General features: G+C 37.7%; 13 protein-coding genes. 1 reads left to right on the forward strand and 12 read right to left on the reverse strand.

Features of this window, described 5'->3' with window-relative positions:
• Positions 1-45 precede the first annotated feature (45 nt).
• From ACNARN_RS06310 to ACNARN_RS06325, 4 genes are all read right to left on the reverse strand, one after another.
• Complete coding sequence (locus ACNARN_RS06310; RefSeq protein ID WP_198620366.1) at positions 46-393, reverse strand: YfiM family lipoprotein; 348 nt, start codon at positions 391-393, stop codon at positions 46-48.
• Positions 394-524: 131 nt separating this feature from the next.
• Complete coding sequence (gene pssA / locus ACNARN_RS06315; protein ID WP_198626177.1) at positions 525-1883, reverse strand: CDP-diacylglycerol--serine O-phosphatidyltransferase; 1359 nt, start codon at positions 1881-1883, stop codon at positions 525-527.
• Positions 1884-2061: 178 nt separating this feature from the next.
• Positions 2062-4731 carry a bifunctional acetate--CoA ligase family protein/GNAT family N-acetyltransferase gene (locus tag ACNARN_RS06320; protein ID WP_416304252.1) on the reverse strand — a complete coding sequence of 890 codons (2670 nt, stop codon included), beginning with the start codon at positions 4729-4731 and terminating at the stop codon, positions 2062-2064.
• Between the two features lie 28 nt (positions 4732-4759).
• A complete protein-coding gene (locus ACNARN_RS06325; protein WP_196534197.1) occupies positions 4760-5461 on the reverse strand; it encodes a tRNA-uridine aminocarboxypropyltransferase in 702 nt (233 codons plus the stop codon).
• Positions 5462-5693: 232 nt separating this feature from the next.
• Here ACNARN_RS06325 and ACNARN_RS06330 point away from each other — a divergent pair, with 232 nt between their 5' ends.
• Positions 5694-6857, forward strand: a complete 1164-nt coding sequence (locus ACNARN_RS06330; protein ID WP_100159391.1) for a tRNA/rRNA methyltransferase — start codon at positions 5694-5696, stop codon at positions 6855-6857.
• A gap of 90 nt (positions 6858-6947) precedes the next feature.
• Here the strand turns inward: ACNARN_RS06330 and emrB are convergent, their stop codons facing one another.
• The 8 genes from emrB to ACNARN_RS06370 all read right to left on the reverse strand — a co-directional run bounded on the left by emrB (position 6948) and on the right by ACNARN_RS06370 (position 16501).
• A complete protein-coding gene (gene emrB, locus ACNARN_RS06335; protein WP_109374058.1) occupies positions 6948-8465 on the reverse strand; it encodes a multidrug efflux MFS transporter permease subunit EmrB in 1518 nt (505 codons plus the stop codon).
• Positions 8466-8480: 15 nt separating this feature from the next.
• On the reverse strand, positions 8481-9659 hold the full coding sequence (gene emrA / locus ACNARN_RS06340; RefSeq protein ID WP_109374059.1) for a multidrug efflux MFS transporter periplasmic adaptor subunit EmrA: 1179 nt from the start codon (positions 9657-9659) through the stop codon (positions 8481-8483).
• A gap of 192 nt (positions 9660-9851) precedes the next feature.
• Complete coding sequence (gene mprA, locus ACNARN_RS06345) at positions 9852-10379, reverse strand: transcriptional repressor MprA (protein ID WP_023581117.1); 528 nt, start codon at positions 10377-10379, stop codon at positions 9852-9854.
• A 491-nt stretch (positions 10380-10870) separates the two neighbouring features.
• Complete coding sequence (locus tag ACNARN_RS06350) at positions 10871-12079, reverse strand: MFS transporter (RefSeq protein ID WP_198620369.1); 1209 nt, start codon at positions 12077-12079, stop codon at positions 10871-10873.
• Positions 12080-12245: 166 nt separating this feature from the next.
• Entirely contained in the window at positions 12246-12653 is a 408-nt protein-coding gene (locus tag ACNARN_RS06355; protein WP_349443406.1) for a hypothetical protein, read from the reverse strand.
• Between the two features lie 10 nt (positions 12654-12663).
• Positions 12664-13995 carry a phosphatase PAP2/dual specificity phosphatase family protein gene (locus ACNARN_RS06360; protein WP_416304253.1) on the reverse strand — a complete coding sequence of 444 codons (1332 nt, stop codon included), beginning with the start codon at positions 13993-13995 and terminating at the stop codon, positions 12664-12666.
• Between the two features lie 104 nt (positions 13996-14099).
• Positions 14100-15869, reverse strand: coding sequence for a bifunctional alpha/beta hydrolase/class I SAM-dependent methyltransferase (locus ACNARN_RS06365; protein WP_198626101.1), 1770 nt, complete (start codon positions 15867-15869; stop codon positions 14100-14102).
• On the reverse strand, positions 15866-16501 hold the full coding sequence (locus ACNARN_RS06370) for a CDP-alcohol phosphatidyltransferase family protein (protein WP_198620373.1): 636 nt from the start codon (positions 16499-16501) through the stop codon (positions 15866-15868). Before ACNARN_RS06370 ends, ACNARN_RS06365 begins: the two co-directional genes overlap by 4 nt.
• Positions 16502-16948: the final 447 nt, after the last annotated feature.

The raw sequence follows: 16948 nt of genomic DNA on the forward strand, positions 1-16948 counted from the left end.
GTTTGGGGTTTCTCTGTCTCTATTTTATTTTTGAGGAATAAAACACTATTTTAATTGCTGATAAAGCAATGAACCCGCCGCAGCTCCCGCAACATCGTAAGCAAAATCATGCCAGCTCCAGCCAGTACCTTCTGGACGACTATCATAAAGCTCTTTTGCTGCACCTAAACTAATCGAAAACGAGAGCCCAATTAATAATCCTTCTCTATGACCATAATTTTGATGATCTGCATACGCATTTGCGCCCGCTGAAGCAACCATAGAAAATAAAAAATGTTGAGCTTTATCTTTGCCTTGCCAATTATCATTGGCAAAATGAAATGACTGACAACCCGTTAAAGTCATTATTGATAATAAAATGATCAGAGAACCACATTTAAGCCTTAGTTTCATAAAAAATAAAAGCCTTTTCACTGATAAAAATATTTTAATATAAGTGCTTATTAAGTATAGAAGATAATTTTAGAAAACAAAAAAGCCTTACTGATATTTAAGTAAGGCTTTAAGACGGGAAGCGTTAGCGTTTAAAGTATACGGCTAATTAATCTATCAACACGAATACGTCGTAATCGTTTGATTAATTTCTTCACTTTTAGAGGATAAAGTTTAATATTTTCTAGATCTTGGTAATGTTTTACGACAATAGTATGTTGGCGAATACAGGCTAACTCATTGTGTCGTTGCTCATGTAATTCATGCTTAGGATCATGAATTAATATGGCATTTTCTAAATCTAATCCCCATGCACGCGGATTAAGATTATTACCAGTAATTAATTGCCAGCTATCATCAACCCACATGCCTTTTAGGTGATAGGTATTATCGTTATCTTTCCAAAGTCTTACTGTTAATTGGTCATTATCAATAAAGCGTTGGAAACGTTGGGTAAATTTACGCAGATTGATCTCATAGAGATAAGGTAGAGCACCAATAATTTTAAATGGCTCTTCTGGTGGAATATAGAAGTCATTTGCAGTTTTATCACCAATAATAATTTCGACTTGCTTGCCATTTCTTAATAAATGACTGATTTGACGTACAAGGATCGCAGGTAAATTAAAATAAGGTGTACAAATAACAAGCTTTTCTTCAGTAGAAGCCATAAGGTGAGAAATTGTCTTATTTAAGATATTTTTCTTACCTAAACCCATTAAAGGTGTTACTGCCAGCTCGTTGTTAGACGCATTGGCTTTAATATCATAGCCATCACGAGTGCGTAAATTGAAACGAAATTGACGAATACAGTTTTTAATTTCGGCACAACGAACTCTATCTTTGATATCCAATCGTTGAATCGCTTCTGATTGCAAAAGATCAGTCACAATAAACTGCTTCATTGTGGAGGCTAATTCGCTATTTTGGATGATGTGATATCTGTCATAACGATATTTATCTAGTTTGTGCAAATAAACATTATTAATACTTGCGCCACTATAGATAACCGTATCATCAAAGATAAAGCCTTTAAGGTGTAATACACCTAATGCTTCACGAGTGTTTACGGGAATACCGTAAATAGGGATCTCGACATCAGGGTGTTGCTGTGCAACGTGGTAGTACCAATCTGCATTCGTTGCATCAGCAGAGACACCAATACGCCCACGTTGAGCACGGTGCCAGTCAACAATAACTGTAATGGATAATTCAGGACGTTGTTGTTTTGCGCTGTAAAGCGCATCAAGGATCTCTTCACCAGCCTCATCGTGCTCTAGGTAAAGAGCCGTAATAAAGATCTCTTTCTTTGCTTGAGCAATATATTTCAATAAGGTGCTGCGAAACGCGGACGTCTGATAAAGCGTTTCAACATCAGCAACTGACTGAGCTAATTTAGGCAGTTGTGCAAGGTGTTGTTGATGCTTAGCAAGTTTTAGTTTAGACAACATCACAGTGCTTAATTCTCTTGTTTATGATGGCAGATGGAGCCATCGTCCATGTAGATTTTCTTTAACCGATCTTCTGATCATAACATTAGTTATATGGGATGTACGCATAAAATCATCATATATAGCTAATTTATCAAAGGATGCGTGAACAATCACATAAAGAAACTTTCTCTTATGATTATAGCGTTGGGCTATCTTTTGATGTTCCAAGCTGCAAATCAAGATTGACTATTCCTTCATCAAATTGTACTTCAACAGAAAATCCCAGTTTTTTCGCTAAACTTATCATGTTGCGATTCTCAGGCATGGTTATCGCGGTCAAACGTTTAATGCCATGTTCTCTAGTATAGTTGATAAGTTTAGTCATAAGTTGATGACCTAAAGTATTTCCTTTTAAATCAGAACGCACAAGAATAGCAAATTCTGCATGCTGATTATCCGGATCTGCCATTGCACGGGCAACACCAATGATTTCAGGCCGATCTTCTGGATTTCGGATTGCAACAAAAGCCATTTCTCGATCGTAGTCAATTTGGGTCATATTCGCGAGATCGTCATGCGTAAACTCACTGATTTCACTAAAATAGCGATAATAAAGATCTTCTTTTGTTACTTGGTTTATAAAGGTTTTAAGTAACGGTTCATCTTCCGGCAAAATAGGGCGGATAAAGCAAGGATTGTTATCTCTTAGAAAGAAGGTTTCTTCTAATTCATTGGGATAAGGGCGAATAGAGAGCCTTTGATGAGGATCGCCTTGTAGAGGCGCTAACTCCATCGCGACATCGAGTAGTGTAAAATCATTACCTGAAGCCAGTAGAGGATGAATATCTAATCTGACAATTTGTGGACAATCTAAAAGTAAGTGAGAAACCTGCACCAAAAAATGGCTTAGACTTAATATATTTAGAGGCTGTAAAGCGCTTCTAGGCTGTATTTTTCCGCTTTTTATCGCATTAATAACTAGATAACGGGCAAGCGCCATATTAAGAGGTGGTAAAGCAACTGCAGCTTTAGTTTCTATTTGCCACTCAACTCCCCCTTCACCTAATACAATTAATGGACCAAAAATAGGATCTTGCTCTATTGCGACTCGTAGTTCTTGAGAGCCAGCTCTATTCGCCATACTTTGCACCAATAATCCCTGAATTTGTGCTTGAGGGTAGAGTTCTGTAACACGCTCTATAATAGCATGAGCTGCTGATGATACTTCTGTACTGTCTCGAAGATAAAGCATAACACCTTGTACTTCGGACTTATGAGGGATATCAGGAGAACGCAACTTCAGCGCAACAGGATAACCAATCTTTTCAGCAATATTGACAGCTTCTTGTGCATTATGGGCAATCCAAGTAGGAAGAGTATTAAAGCCGTAAGCTTCCATAATTGGCTGAACTTGGTGTGTGTCTAATCGATATTGCTTATTTTTTAATGCCTCTTCAATGCAACGATGTGCTTGTTGCGTATTCATTTTGACATCTAAAGGTAATGCCGGTGTCTCTTTTAACTGCTTCTGGTTACGGCGATATTCCACCATATGCATAAATGCAGTGACGGCACCTTCAGGTGTTCGATAGGTTGGAATTCCTGCTTCACTAAATAATTTGCGTGATTGCTGAGAGGAATACTCTCCGCCCCAGTTAGTGAAAACGGTAAGCCATTTACGTCGAGGGTGTTTATTGATGGCTTCTATGACTCGTTGCGCAGTTTCGATGCTAGGAGCAATGGCACTCGGTGTGTGAATAAGGAGTAAAGCATCATGATCATGGCTATCTAACAAACAATTCAATGCCAAAATATAACGTTCAACCGTTGTATCATCACCTAAGTTTAGCGGGTTGCGAATGGCATTTTCTTCTTGAATAACACTTTGTAGTTTTTGTTTTGTTTCATCTGTAAGTTGTGCGAGCTTTCCTGAATGCAAAAATAGCTCATCAACTGCCATTGCAGCAGGTGCAGAGCCATTACTCATAATCATTAATCTTTCGCCTTTTAAAGGCGTCATATAGCTAAGTGTTTCAACGGCAGAAAACATCTCATGGGTATCTTGTACTCGTAATAAACCCGCACGTTGAAAAGCGGCATCATAAGCCACGTCATAACTCGGTGTATCGCCCAATAACAGTTGAGCTTTTTGAGTACGACCACTTTTTATCACCAGAATGGGTTTATTACGCGAAGCACTACGAGATGCTGACATAAATCGTCGTGCATCTTTTATATGTTCGAGATGCAATAAAATAGCACTGGTTTTACTGTCCCTTGCTAGAAAATCTAATAAATCATCGACTTGGATATCTTGATTATCACCTAGCGCAATAAAATAGGAAAAGCCGATATTACGATAATAAGCCCAATCTAAAATCGTGTTGGCGACAGCCGCTGATTGCGAAATAAAAGCTAACTTTCCTTTTTTAACGGGAAGAGGTGAAAAGCTGGCATTTAAACCTTGCCACGGTGCTAAAAGCCCCAAACTATTTGGGCCAAGTAAACGGATATGATATTGCTGACAAAGTAATCTTATTGGCTGAAATTGTTCAGGTTGTGCAGAAAGCACAATCACGGCTTTGCAACCAGATCCACCTAATTGTTTTAGTAGCTCAAGGTTGCGGCGATGATGTGTACAAATAATCGCGAGATCAGGAATTTGAGGCAATTTATCAATAGAAGGATAAGTGAAAACACCAGAGACAGAGCCACGAGAAGGATTAATTGGAAACACTGGGCCATTAAATCCACCACTGAGCAAATTTTTCATCATGGTGGTTCCTGCTCGACCTAATTTTTCAGAGGCACCGATCACCGCAATAGATTTAGGACGTAATAGTGCTTCAAGACCTCGTTGGCTCATATCCACTCCAGAGTTTCATTATCAACTGCTATTCAATGTAGCTGATTTGATCTTCTTTTGCCTGACTCCGGTCTGGTTTTCCAAGTAAATATTGTTGACGAAAGTAACTAAAATGAGAAAAAAGTTGTTGTGAGGCTTGAATATCGCCGACATTCTCTAAAATAGAAGCTGCAACTTCTGCTGTACAATGTTGATCTTCCCTTGCTGCTTGGCGAAGTATGTACTCACATTTACTTGCCTCATTTAAAGAAAAGAGGGGTAATGAATTGAGATAAGGGCTTTTGCGAAACATTTTGCGTGCTTCACTCCAAGTGCCATCAAGGAGAATAAACAAAGGTGGTTTGCTATTTGCAGGGAGTTGGTTGTATACAACACGTTCATTTGACGCATAGCTTTCAGGGAAGACAACATAAGCTTGCCGATCTGGTGTATTGATTAGATCAAGCAAGGCCTGTTCTGGAGCGGTTCGGGACCATAAAAAAGCCTGCGTGTTTGGCAATACGTCGGCAATTAATTTCCCCGTATTACTTGGCTTCATCACTTCGGTGTCATACATCAATAAACAAAATTGGCTTTTTGCAGGTTGATTGACAATCGTGTCACAAAGACATTGTTTTTCAGGTAATAAGCAAAAAGAGCAACGTTTGGTACGAAAACCTCGTGCTTTAAAAGGGCGAGTCGAAATCGAAAGTCGATATTGACGAAGTCGAGAGACTGCATTGTCACGCATAACAGATTGACCAATACTCATAAAAAAAGAATCGAATATTATCATGTTCAAAACAAACAAACTATTCAGTCTGTTTTTATCATAAAAATCATACTGATATATTGGTTATGCATGAGATGGAGTTAATTATCAATTGATCCTGATTAGTTTATCGATTCCTGTGCGTGATTCTCTCGGTGACAGTTGCTAAACTATCATGTAATCTGCGCCCCTATTGCAGTTGGAGAGACAAATGAACGATTCTTATGAAGGTAAAAACGGCAAGGTAAAAGTAATGTATGTCCGTAGTGAGGACAATGCCGATAATAAACCTAAAAAACCATCCCGCCGTCCTGAAAATGGTCGTGGTGATAGCCGTGATAACAAACGCGGTGATAACCGTGACGACAAAAATCGTGATAATAGACGTGGTGATAACCGCGACGATAAAAATCGCGATAACAGACGTGGTGATAACAAATTTTCTCGTCGTGATGACCGCGGTGCAGGCAAGCCTTCAGGGCGTGGCGCATCACGTAATGAATCAAAACCTTCTCGCGATAGCGAAGGCGGAAGTTTTTCTCCATGGAAAACAGTTTCTCGCCCTGCTGGCGAAGAGGCAATTAAAGAGCACGATGGCATTACTGGTAAGAGCCAAATCGATCCTGAACAGTTGCGCCGCCAACGTTTAGAAGAAACGCGCATTTATGGTGAAAATGCGTGTCAGGCTATGTTTAAAAATCGTCCTGATGCTATTGTTCGTGCTTGGTTTTTACAAGATGTGACACCACGTTTTCGTGATGCACTAAAATGGATGGCTGCAAATCGTAAAGCCTATCATGTTGTTGAAGAAGAAGAGATGGTCAAAGCCGCTCGTACCGATCACCATGGTGGCGTATGCTTCTTAATTAAAAAACGTGTTGGTCATGATGCAGAAACCTATTTGAAAGATGCACCTGAACATGATTGCGTTTTAGCACTTGAAGATGTGGGAAATCCACATAACGTCGGTGCAATTATGCGTAGTTGTGCGCACTTTGGTGTGAAAGGGGTTATCTCTCCTGATTCCGCTGTATTAGAATCTGGTGCTGCTGTTCGTACCGCAGAAGGTGGTGCTGAATATATCCAAGGTATTGATGCTGATAACTTTGCTCAAACTTTAGATAAATTTAAAAAAGCGGGTTATACGCTGGTGGCAACATCAAGTCATAAAGGCAGTGTGCCATTATCAAAAGCACAATTACCAGCGAAAATGGTACTGATCTTAGGTCAAGAGAAAGATGGCTTAAGTGAAAGCACATTAAATCAAGGTGATATGAGCATTTACATCGGTGGTACTGGGCACGTTGAAAGCTTAAACGTCTCAGTGGCTTCTGGTGTGTTATTAGCGGAATGGTGGCGTCAGCACCAAGGCTAATCGCTTTATTGCTTTAAAGAATAAAAAATCCCGCTTAATCATTATGATTTTTAAGCGGGATTTTTATTTATAAGATCTACACTAATAGCATTATTTTCCTGGTGAGAATGGCGGTTTAGCAAACCAAACCACAATCATCATGATAAGAAAAATACCTGCTGCTAACCAAAAAATTTCATTGGCTGAAATGATCAATCCCTGTTCTGTAATAGTCTTAGCTAAATACGCTGACGCTTGTTCATTTGAAAGACCCAGATCATTCATTTGTTGGTACGCCATTTGCGAATCTGGATCGAGTGGATTAATTTTTTCTACAAAGGTTTCATGGTGAAGTGATTCTCTTTGTGTCCAAATTGTTGTGGTTAACGATGCGCCAATTGCCCCTGCCAATGTTCTTAAGAAGTTCGAAAGACTTGACGCTGATGCCATTTTTTCTGGTGGTAACCCAGATAATGTCATTGTCGTTAATGGCATAAAGAAACACGCAACTGCTAAACCTTGCCAGAATTGTGGCCATGCCACAGTGGCAAAGTCCATTCCTGGTTCGAAGGTATAAGCTCGCCAATAAAAACACACAGAAAACATAATAAAGCTAAAGCTGATGATATAACGTAAATCCACTTTACCACCAAACTTACCTATAATTGGTGTGATAATTAAAGGCAATAAACCTACGGATGCTGATGCTAATCCAGCCCATGTTGCTGTATAGCCAAAGACTTCTTGTAAAAGTAGTGGCAGTAAAACAATAGTACCAAAATAGATCATATAGGCGAGGCTGAGTGTGACGCAACCAATGGTAAAGTTTCGACTCTTAAAGAGTGAAAGATCTATCACTGGATGATCGTCTGTTAACTCCCAAACAATTAAGAAGCTAAGTGCGACCACCGCTACAATAGTGAGGACTATAATTTCTGTTGAATTAAACCAATCGAGCTCTTTACCCTGATCAAGCATGATTTGCAAAGCACCTATACCCACGACGAGTAAAACAAGGCCAATGGTATCTATTGGTTTAATTTCAGTTTTTGTTTCGCGCCCAGATAAGGTGTTTGATATACACATAATAATCAACACACCAAATGGAACGTTAATAAAGAATATCCATCCCCAATGATAGTTATCGCTGATGTAACCACCTAAGATAGGGCCTAAAATCGGTGCAACAACAATAGTCACTGACCATAGTGCAAGCGCCATATTTCGTTTTGCTGGTGGATAGTTATTCAATAACAAACTTTGTGACAAAGGAATAAGTGGTCCAGCTACTAAACCTTGAAGCACACGAAAGAAAATAAGCATTTCAAGACTTTGTGAAATACCACAAAGCCAAGAGGTTAATGCAAAAAGTGCCGTTGACCACATAAAGAGTCGAACTTCACCAATACGTTTTGCTAACCAACCTGTAATTGGGATAGAAATAGCATTCGCCACACCAAAAGAGGTAATAACCCAAGTCCCCTGTGAGTTAGAGGCACCTAAGTTTCCAGCAATAGTTGGAATGGCTACGTTAGCGATTGTAGAATCGAGAACTTGCATAAAGGTTGCCAACGCAAGGGCGATGGTCATTAAAGCAAGTTTTCCTCCTTGTAATGGCTCTTTGATCACCTTTACACCTCGCCTTTATTGTCCTGCATTTTGTTCAATGATTTCATTGATCAGTTTATTAATCTCTGACATATCAATGGTTAAAGCATCAGTATGGTAAGCAGGTGTTTGGCGTTCGCTGTGTGATAATACTTTCCCATCAAGGTTAATCGTATCGACAGTCACTTCAGAAGAAAGACCAATACGTAATGGTTTTTCTGCTAATTCTTTTTCATCTAATGAAATACGAACGGGTAAACGTTGAACGACTTTTATCCAGTTACCACTGGCATTTTGCGCAGGTAATAATGAGAAAGCACTCCCTGTTCCCATATCTAAACCTAATACCGTACCGTGATAAATAACTTTTTTGCCGTAAAAATCTGTTGTGATTTTTGCTGGTTGGCCAATACGCATATTGGCGAGCTGGGTTTCTTTAAAATTGGCATCAATCCACATACCCGTTACAGGAACAACGGCCATTAACGGTTTACCTGGTGAGACTTGTGCGCCAACTTGAACGCTACGACGTGAAACATAGCCATCTGTTGGGCTTAAAATTTTAGTACGTTCTAAGGCAAGCCATGCATTACGAACATCAGTTGATGCTTGTAAAACAGAGGGTTGTTTTGCAATTGGTGTATTTAATATAATTGCCTGGTTAGCATTATATTGCTCTCTTGCAACTTCTAAAGCCGCTCTTGCAGTAGAAACAGCTTCTCTGGCGTGTTGAAGTTCTTCTTTACCAATAACATTGCGTTCGCCTAAAACTTCACGGCGACGAAGATCATTCTGTAATTTAGTGAGCTCTGTTTCGCGTAAAACGATGTTTGCTTTTAATTGACGGCCGTTGATGATTTGCTGATGCATTTGGCGAACACTATTAGCTAATGCTGTTTTTGCTTTTTCTAATGCCAGTTTTTCATCACTTGAATCTAATAAAACTAAGGGTTCACCCGCTTTTACAAAATCAGTGTTATCCACATAAACGGTGGTAACAGAACCAGAAATCTGTGGCATCACCATGATTTGATTGCCAGTCACATAAGCATTATCTGTCGTTTCATGATGTCTTAGCACCAAAAACCAATAAGCTGTGTAAGCTGCGCCAGCAACAATAAATAGGATGGTTAGCAACAGTAGAACATTTCGGCGAGTTCGTTTTTTATTGCGAATGGGAGCCTGAGGGGGGGTATTTTCCTCATTAACACTCATTTAGAAGATCTCCATAAAACCAGAAAAACATCATTAGATATGTTTCCAGTATTAAAACTGGAAACATAATTATAAAGTCAATCTTAGAATAATTATTAGCGTGAAGGTAAATTATAAATGCTAATGGGTAAGTATGTTTGCCGATTTATGGCGTAAATAGGATTAGATCAATAAAACTATTTATTATGCTACTTATTCACAACCTTTTTCAGCCAAAGTATCTAATTGTAATAATAACTTACGCATTAGCGTTTCAAGCTGTCTTTGTTCGGATTGATCTAATACAGACCAGATTTGTTTTAAACACTGATGCTGCGGTGGTAATAAGCTATTTAAAAACTCTTCACCTGCATCAGTTAAATGGAGATGTAAACAACGGCGGTCATTATGACTTTCACGACGTTCAATCCAACCTTGCTTTTCAAGTTCATCAGCAATACGGGTTGCATTTGTTCTTGAAGAGCCCAAAGCTGCACTTAATTCTGATGGTTGAATACTACGATTTTCTGTCGTATCTAAAATCATTAGTGCCATAAATAATGTCTCGTTAATACCCTGAGACTTCAACATATTATTACGACTTTCAAGAAGTTTGCTTTGAACATGCATAGAAAGGCGAGTTAACAAAATTTCTTGATAAGGAATATCTTTGTTAAGCGATTTCTGTTGTGTAGCGCGAGTGTTTAGTAATTCTTCTGTTGGCGTAAATGAGCTTTCCATTTTTAGACACCTTGTTAGTTTCGAAAATTAGGATAATTTTGTTATCAACATGTTAAATGGTATATTAAACACACAATTTAGCAATTTTTATTATTTATAGTCACTATGTTTTTTTGATTATGTTACCTGATTCATAAATTTTCTGAATGATAACACAAAAAAAAGATAGGTACTTATCTCTTTGCAATAAGTTAATAAAATCAATTTATCACTTATCTGACAATGAATAGTAGTCTATTTGCGAAAAAATGGATCATTTTTTACGATAAAACACGTAATAAATTTATTATCACTATCAATGGTTGTTATGTAGATAGTATCGAAATGAAATTATTTATACAGTGCTTTATTGGGTAGATTGATATAATTTTCTTAATAAAGAATGGGATGATGATATACATTAATAGTAATCACGCTGTTAAAACATTCACATTTTATTCTGATTAGCGGGGGGATGAAGAAATAATATAACCCATCCTTGGGTCTAAAAATTATTCGGCGTGGATTATTGGATCATTTTTATAACCTAAAAACCAAACAATCAGACCGATAACACCAATGACTAATCCGGCGATAGAAACACCTGTCCATCCATATTGATGATAAGCATAACCTGATAGTAAAGATCCTAGCGCACCACCAATAAAATAACTTGTCATATAAGCGGCAGTCAGGCGGTTTCTAGCATCAGGTAAAATACGGTATATGGTGCTCTGATTGGTGACATGAACACCCTGAACAGCTAAGTCTAGCAGGACAACGCCAATTATAAAGCTGATGAGCCCAACCCAGTGATAATAAGGTGCAACAATGATAAAACCCCAAGAAAGAAAGAGGATGATTAATCCTACTGTGGTGGTTTTCTTGCCTTTTCCTTTATCTACTAATACACCCGCTTTACCCGCCATTAATGCACCTGCGGCACCTACAAGACCAAATAAACCAATCACAGCATCCGAGTAATTAAAAGGATCAGAAGCCAATAAAAAGGCCATTGAGGTCCACAATAAACCAAAGTGAGCAAAAATAAGCGCACCAACTAATGAGCGAGTTCTTAATACGGGAGTTGTTGCAAATAATTTGAAAATAGAACCTAGCAATTGGAAATAATTTAAGTTGGTTTCACTTTTATAAGTGGGTAAACAGCGCCATAAGGTGATGGCTAAAATCGCCAGAAAAATACTGGCTATCCAGAAAATACCCTGCCAATTAGTAAATGACGCCATTAACCCAGATGCGGTTCTCGCCAGTAAGATCCCGAGTAAAAGGCCACTCATAATCGTTCCGACAGCCTTTCCACGTTGATGTGGCGCGGCAAGCGTTGCAGCAAAAGGAACAAGAATTTGAGCTACAACGGAGAACATGCCTGAGAGTGCAGTTCCTATTAACATCACCCAAATATTAGATGCCATGGCGGTAATTAATAGGCCACTTGCTGAAATTAATGTCATGGTAATAATGAGTGAGCGACGTTCAAAAATATCGCCAAGAGGCACTAATAACATTAACCCTATGGCATAACTTAATTGTGCGGTGGTGACAATAAATCCAGCCAAAGTAGCAGATATGTGGAAATAGTTTGCGATTGAATCAAGTAGAGGTTGTGCATAGTAGTTACTGGCAACAACCATACCTGTGGCAACCGCCATAAGTAAAATAAGGCCTTTGCTTAGCGATGTTTGTGGTGCGGTGTTTTCCATAATACTCGTAACAAATCATTTGTAAGGTAAATGATAGTAACATGAGTCATTTTTTTGAGAAAAGAATTACTGTGATAGAGATGTTCAATTAATTTGATACAAAACCTTAGAATATATTTTTATAACATATTGTTTTATATAATAAATAAACATTGGGTTTTGCTTGTTAATAACTAAAAAGCGTAAAAAAGAGCATAGCCAAACACCATATCCATTGAATTGAAACGCCAATCACGGCAAAAGAAAATAGGCGTTTAGTCCCTAGCCAACGGGCTTCTATAGTCTGTTTTTGGGGACGCTTAGGAAATAATATAGAGAGACTTTCATCAAAACTAACATCGTCTTGATAACGATAAAGAGCTTGAAAAAAATGGCTATCAAGCCATAAACGAAAAAGATGATATTGAGTAAATAAAAATAAAAGAGAAGCAATAAAGAAAGCCAATTTATTGTGAAAATAAAGGCTAAATACAGGCAATGTGCTTATATAAGGTAACAGTGATAACAGCAGTAAGTAGCGCCAACTTTGAGTTAAAGACACAATGACTTTACCGCTAGTTTTTGTTGTCAGCATAGTTGCCTCGTTATCTATTTTGTTGGAAACGTGAATACCAAATTTGTAATGCTTCTTGTGTTTCTGAATTTAAGATCACTTGAGGGCGTGTTTGATACACCTGTTTTATTGCGTCTTCCAAAGTATCTACTGTGCCATTGTAAACGAGCCATGCAACCGCAATGGTGGCACTGCGTGAATAGCCTAATTTGCAATGAATATAAACAGTACCTACTTGGCTAAGTTGTTCCATAGACAACATGGCTTTGCTGATATCATCTGGAGATAATGGTAATAAATCGATTTGAGGTTGGGCTAAATAAAGCTGATTTTGGCTAAATTTGTTTCTTGGCCATTCACAGGTTAAATCAAAAACTGCATTCGCTTTTAATTTATAAAGTGGGCGTCCACCTAATAAAATACCTTCAGTTACTAAACTGGGTGTTTGGCAGCAAGTTAAATAATAGCGATAAGTACACCAAGCAAAAAAGCGATAAGGTAATAGGATTATCTGTGCAGAAAGGGGAATTTCACCCTGTGCATTTTTTTGAAAAATAGAAGCTCCTGCCCCTAAATAACCTAAAGTCACAAAAGTTAATGTGATTGCAGGCCAGAGAAAAACCCAAAAGAAACCTTGTAAACCAAAAGATAACAGGTAGAACACTATTGCTGATAATGCATAGTTTTTACCAATACGTAAACTGCGTTTGCTGCCAGTAAAATGCCATTTCCAACGTGAATTTATTGGCAATAAATAACAGATAAATACGCCAACACCAAAGCCTGTAATAATATCAATAAAGTGATGTTGCCATGTTGTCAGTACAGAAACAGCAATAAGCAATGACCATAAATTTAAAAACCATTGCCATGATTTTGGCGTATGTGCGCGAAAACGTAACCAAAGTATCCACAATAAGATAATGTGCAAAGAAGGAGCTTGATTATAAGGTAAATCAAAACCTTCTAATTGGGTAAATAACCAACCAGAAAATCCTTCTGTTGTTGGGCGAATAAAACTAAATTTTAAAGGAAATAATAAAAAACCAGCACAAGCAATAAGAGAGGCCACAATTAAACGTAGCCCATGTATAAATTGTTCTCTCAATGTTGTACAAATAATCAGTGAAATACCATAGGCAATATTCACACTCCAATAAGGAATGATTGTCCAAGGTAAAAAGGGAATCGCTTTTTCCCACGAATAAACAAAAGAAGGAACATCAGATAAAGTGGAAGTGTAAGTGTTAACTTGCATATAAGTTAAATAGAAAAATGGGGCAAGAAACAACAGCCATACAATACCAGCAAGCCAGATACTTTTTCTCGATGATGTTATTTGAGTGTGTTGGGTTCCACCCATACTAAAATTCCTTTCTTTGTTTATGTTTCTATTTTTACAACAACTTAAAACTATCGCTATATGTTGCCATATAGCGATAGCTCAGTTATTGATGGTGCATTCCGTTAGCGACGTTTTGCTATTGATACACTGAAAATACCCCAATGATCAATTTGTTGATCTAACTTCTCAAAACCAGCTTCATTAACTAAAGCATCCATTTCACCCTGACTACGGCAACGCATGATCCAAGGTTGTCCATTTTGGTGACTCGGTAATACACGCGCAATCATTTCAAGTTGGGGGTGCCAAGGTTGACAGGTATAAATTAATAAACCGCCACTTGGTATGGCTTGCGATAGCCCTTTTAAAGACTCTTTTAACAGATGATTTTCAGGGAATAATTCATAGAGCCCGCTGACAATACCTAATGTTGGTGAAGGCGAAACAGTACTCAAGCTTTCTGCATCAAAAGCGTTACCTTCTTCAAAACGCACTTTATCTTCTAAGTGACGTTCTTTAATCACCATTCTGCCTTGTTCAACGTTAATAGCGCTATAATCGCGCATTAAAATCGAATCGACCTTACCATAATCATTAACAGCATCAAAAAGATAGCGACCTTGTCCTGCGGCGATATCCATAATATGCACAGGCATATTATTTTGTATTAATTGGCGAATGGCATAACGAATTGTATTTTCAATATTAATTTTTCGTTGGCGAATGCCTTGCCAACCAATACTATTTAAATATTGTCTATCAACGACACGACCAAATAAGCCTTTTCCCTGCGGTTGATTACGATAGACATAATCCAGAGTTGATCCAGAATCAAAACCTTTATCGTAACCCAGAGCAACACCTTCAGATGCTTTACCTAAAGTGCTCATAGAACGGCTAAGTATTTTGTAATAAAGTCTTTTTGGACAATATGTAGGAAGAGGGGTTTGTAATGTGCGATAAACATCTGCACTATGGCTCCAAGTATCTTCATATTGGTAATCATGTTGATAAAGTGGTTGTGCAAACAATTTTTCAATAAAACTGCGCATTTTATTGATAGGGATAACTCTATCTTTCTCACCTAAGGTATCGTGGTAAAAGCCTGGTAGAACATGTTTTTCTTTAATTGATGTGTTTAAACGTTCATAGAAAAGATGTTGAGGCTTGGCGTGAACAACATGATCATTGCCTGAAATAAATAACTGTGTTGGTAAAGTAATCGCGTTTGCGTCTTCAACAACACGATCTGCTGTTTTATAAAGCTCTAATAAAATATTGACAGCAATAGGGCGAGTGATTAGTGAGTCTTGGTTAAAAGAGTCGATACGACTTTGGTCATGGGTTAGGTATTTCGCTTTCACATACGAATTAACATAAAAAAGCCCGCGAACTTTTTGCATTAAGGCAAGACCTGTACGTGCAAAAGGAACATATAATTTCACTTTAAATGCAGGAGAAGCTAGCACCATGCCACGAATTTTGGGAGCGTAATCGTGTACCCAACCAGTAACTAAAACGGCACCTACACTTTGACCAACAACCAGAATATTCTCCATTGGAATATTATAGTTAGAAGAAACGTAATGAACGAATTCGTCTATATCTTTTATTGATGTTCCCATTGATGGGCTATAACCGCGAGCACCTTCATTTTTACCATGCCCACGAGCATCCCAAGCAAACATTGAAAAATCAGGAAGATCTAGCTCATCAACGAGATGAGCAACACGGCCTGAGTGCTCATGTCCTCGGTGAAATAAAATAATTGCTTTTGGCTCAGTGGTAATTTGAGCAGGCCAATGACGATAATACAACGGTGTCTTATCGCTGGTGGTAAATTCAGACTCAATCATATTCCTTTGAGTTTGATATTGCGGCTGTTGATTCATAACGATGTATCCTTATCTTTATCTGTCATCGTTGCTTCTTTTAGTGCGCGATGAATTCGGTGATAACAAGTCAACAAAAGTAATAAATTAATAATAATAAAAAGATAATGTGTGCTTTCTGATAATGTCAGTGAGGGGAATAATCCGATAAAAAACGCAATAGCACCAAAAATAAAAGCTCTATCACTTTTTCCCATCGGGCCATCATAACGACGAGAAGCATTAATAGTTTGGGCTAGAACGCCTAAGAACTCAGTCATTATCATTAAAAAAAGTGTCAGCATGATCCACCAGTAGGCTTGTGGAAAAATAAAAGCAAAAGGTAGATAGAGTGCAATGTCTGAAATAACATCACTGGCTTCGTTTAATATCGCCCCAAGCGCACTTTTTTGATTATGTTCTCGTGCAAGCATGCCATCTATGGCATTAAGCGCCATACGAAAAAAGAGGACAAAAGGGAGTAATAAAAATAAACGAGGGGAAGGATAAAGTAAAAGTAACCCACCAACGGCAATGGATAACAGTAAAGCAGAGAGCGTGACCTGATTTGCGGTGATCCCTTTTGTGAATAACTGTTCTACATAAGGGCGCAATAGAGATTGAAATTTGGGTTTTAGGTCATAAATTGTCATGACGCATCCTTGTGTTCAAAAGTGCGTATATTGCCTCAAAATTATTATTTTATTATTAGCTGATTTTTATCCCATTGAATATCTTTATTTCAATGGTTTAGTTTATTTAAGATTTAAACATAAAACTAATATCTGAAATTTACTTGAATTAATAATTATTTAGCGCCTTAAAAAAGGGAAAATAAGATACGCATAATTGTAATTATCAGACTGTTCCGTGTCTGTTTTATTCTTTTTATTTTAAGAATGATTAAATTTTCTTTAGTAATATATTCGTAATTATAATTAGAGAATTAAATGAGAGGAATGAAATAAGAGGAATGAAATAAGGAATATCAAATACCTTATAGTAACTAATGAAATTAGTTTAATTTATTAAAAATATCATTTTAGATAAGATTTAAATCTAACAGGAGTGTATCAATAGAGTAGTTATCTGTATTGAGT

This window comes from Proteus sp. TSJ240517 (assembly GCF_047921575.1).
Lineage (GTDB): Bacteria > Pseudomonadota > Gammaproteobacteria > Enterobacterales > Enterobacteriaceae > Proteus.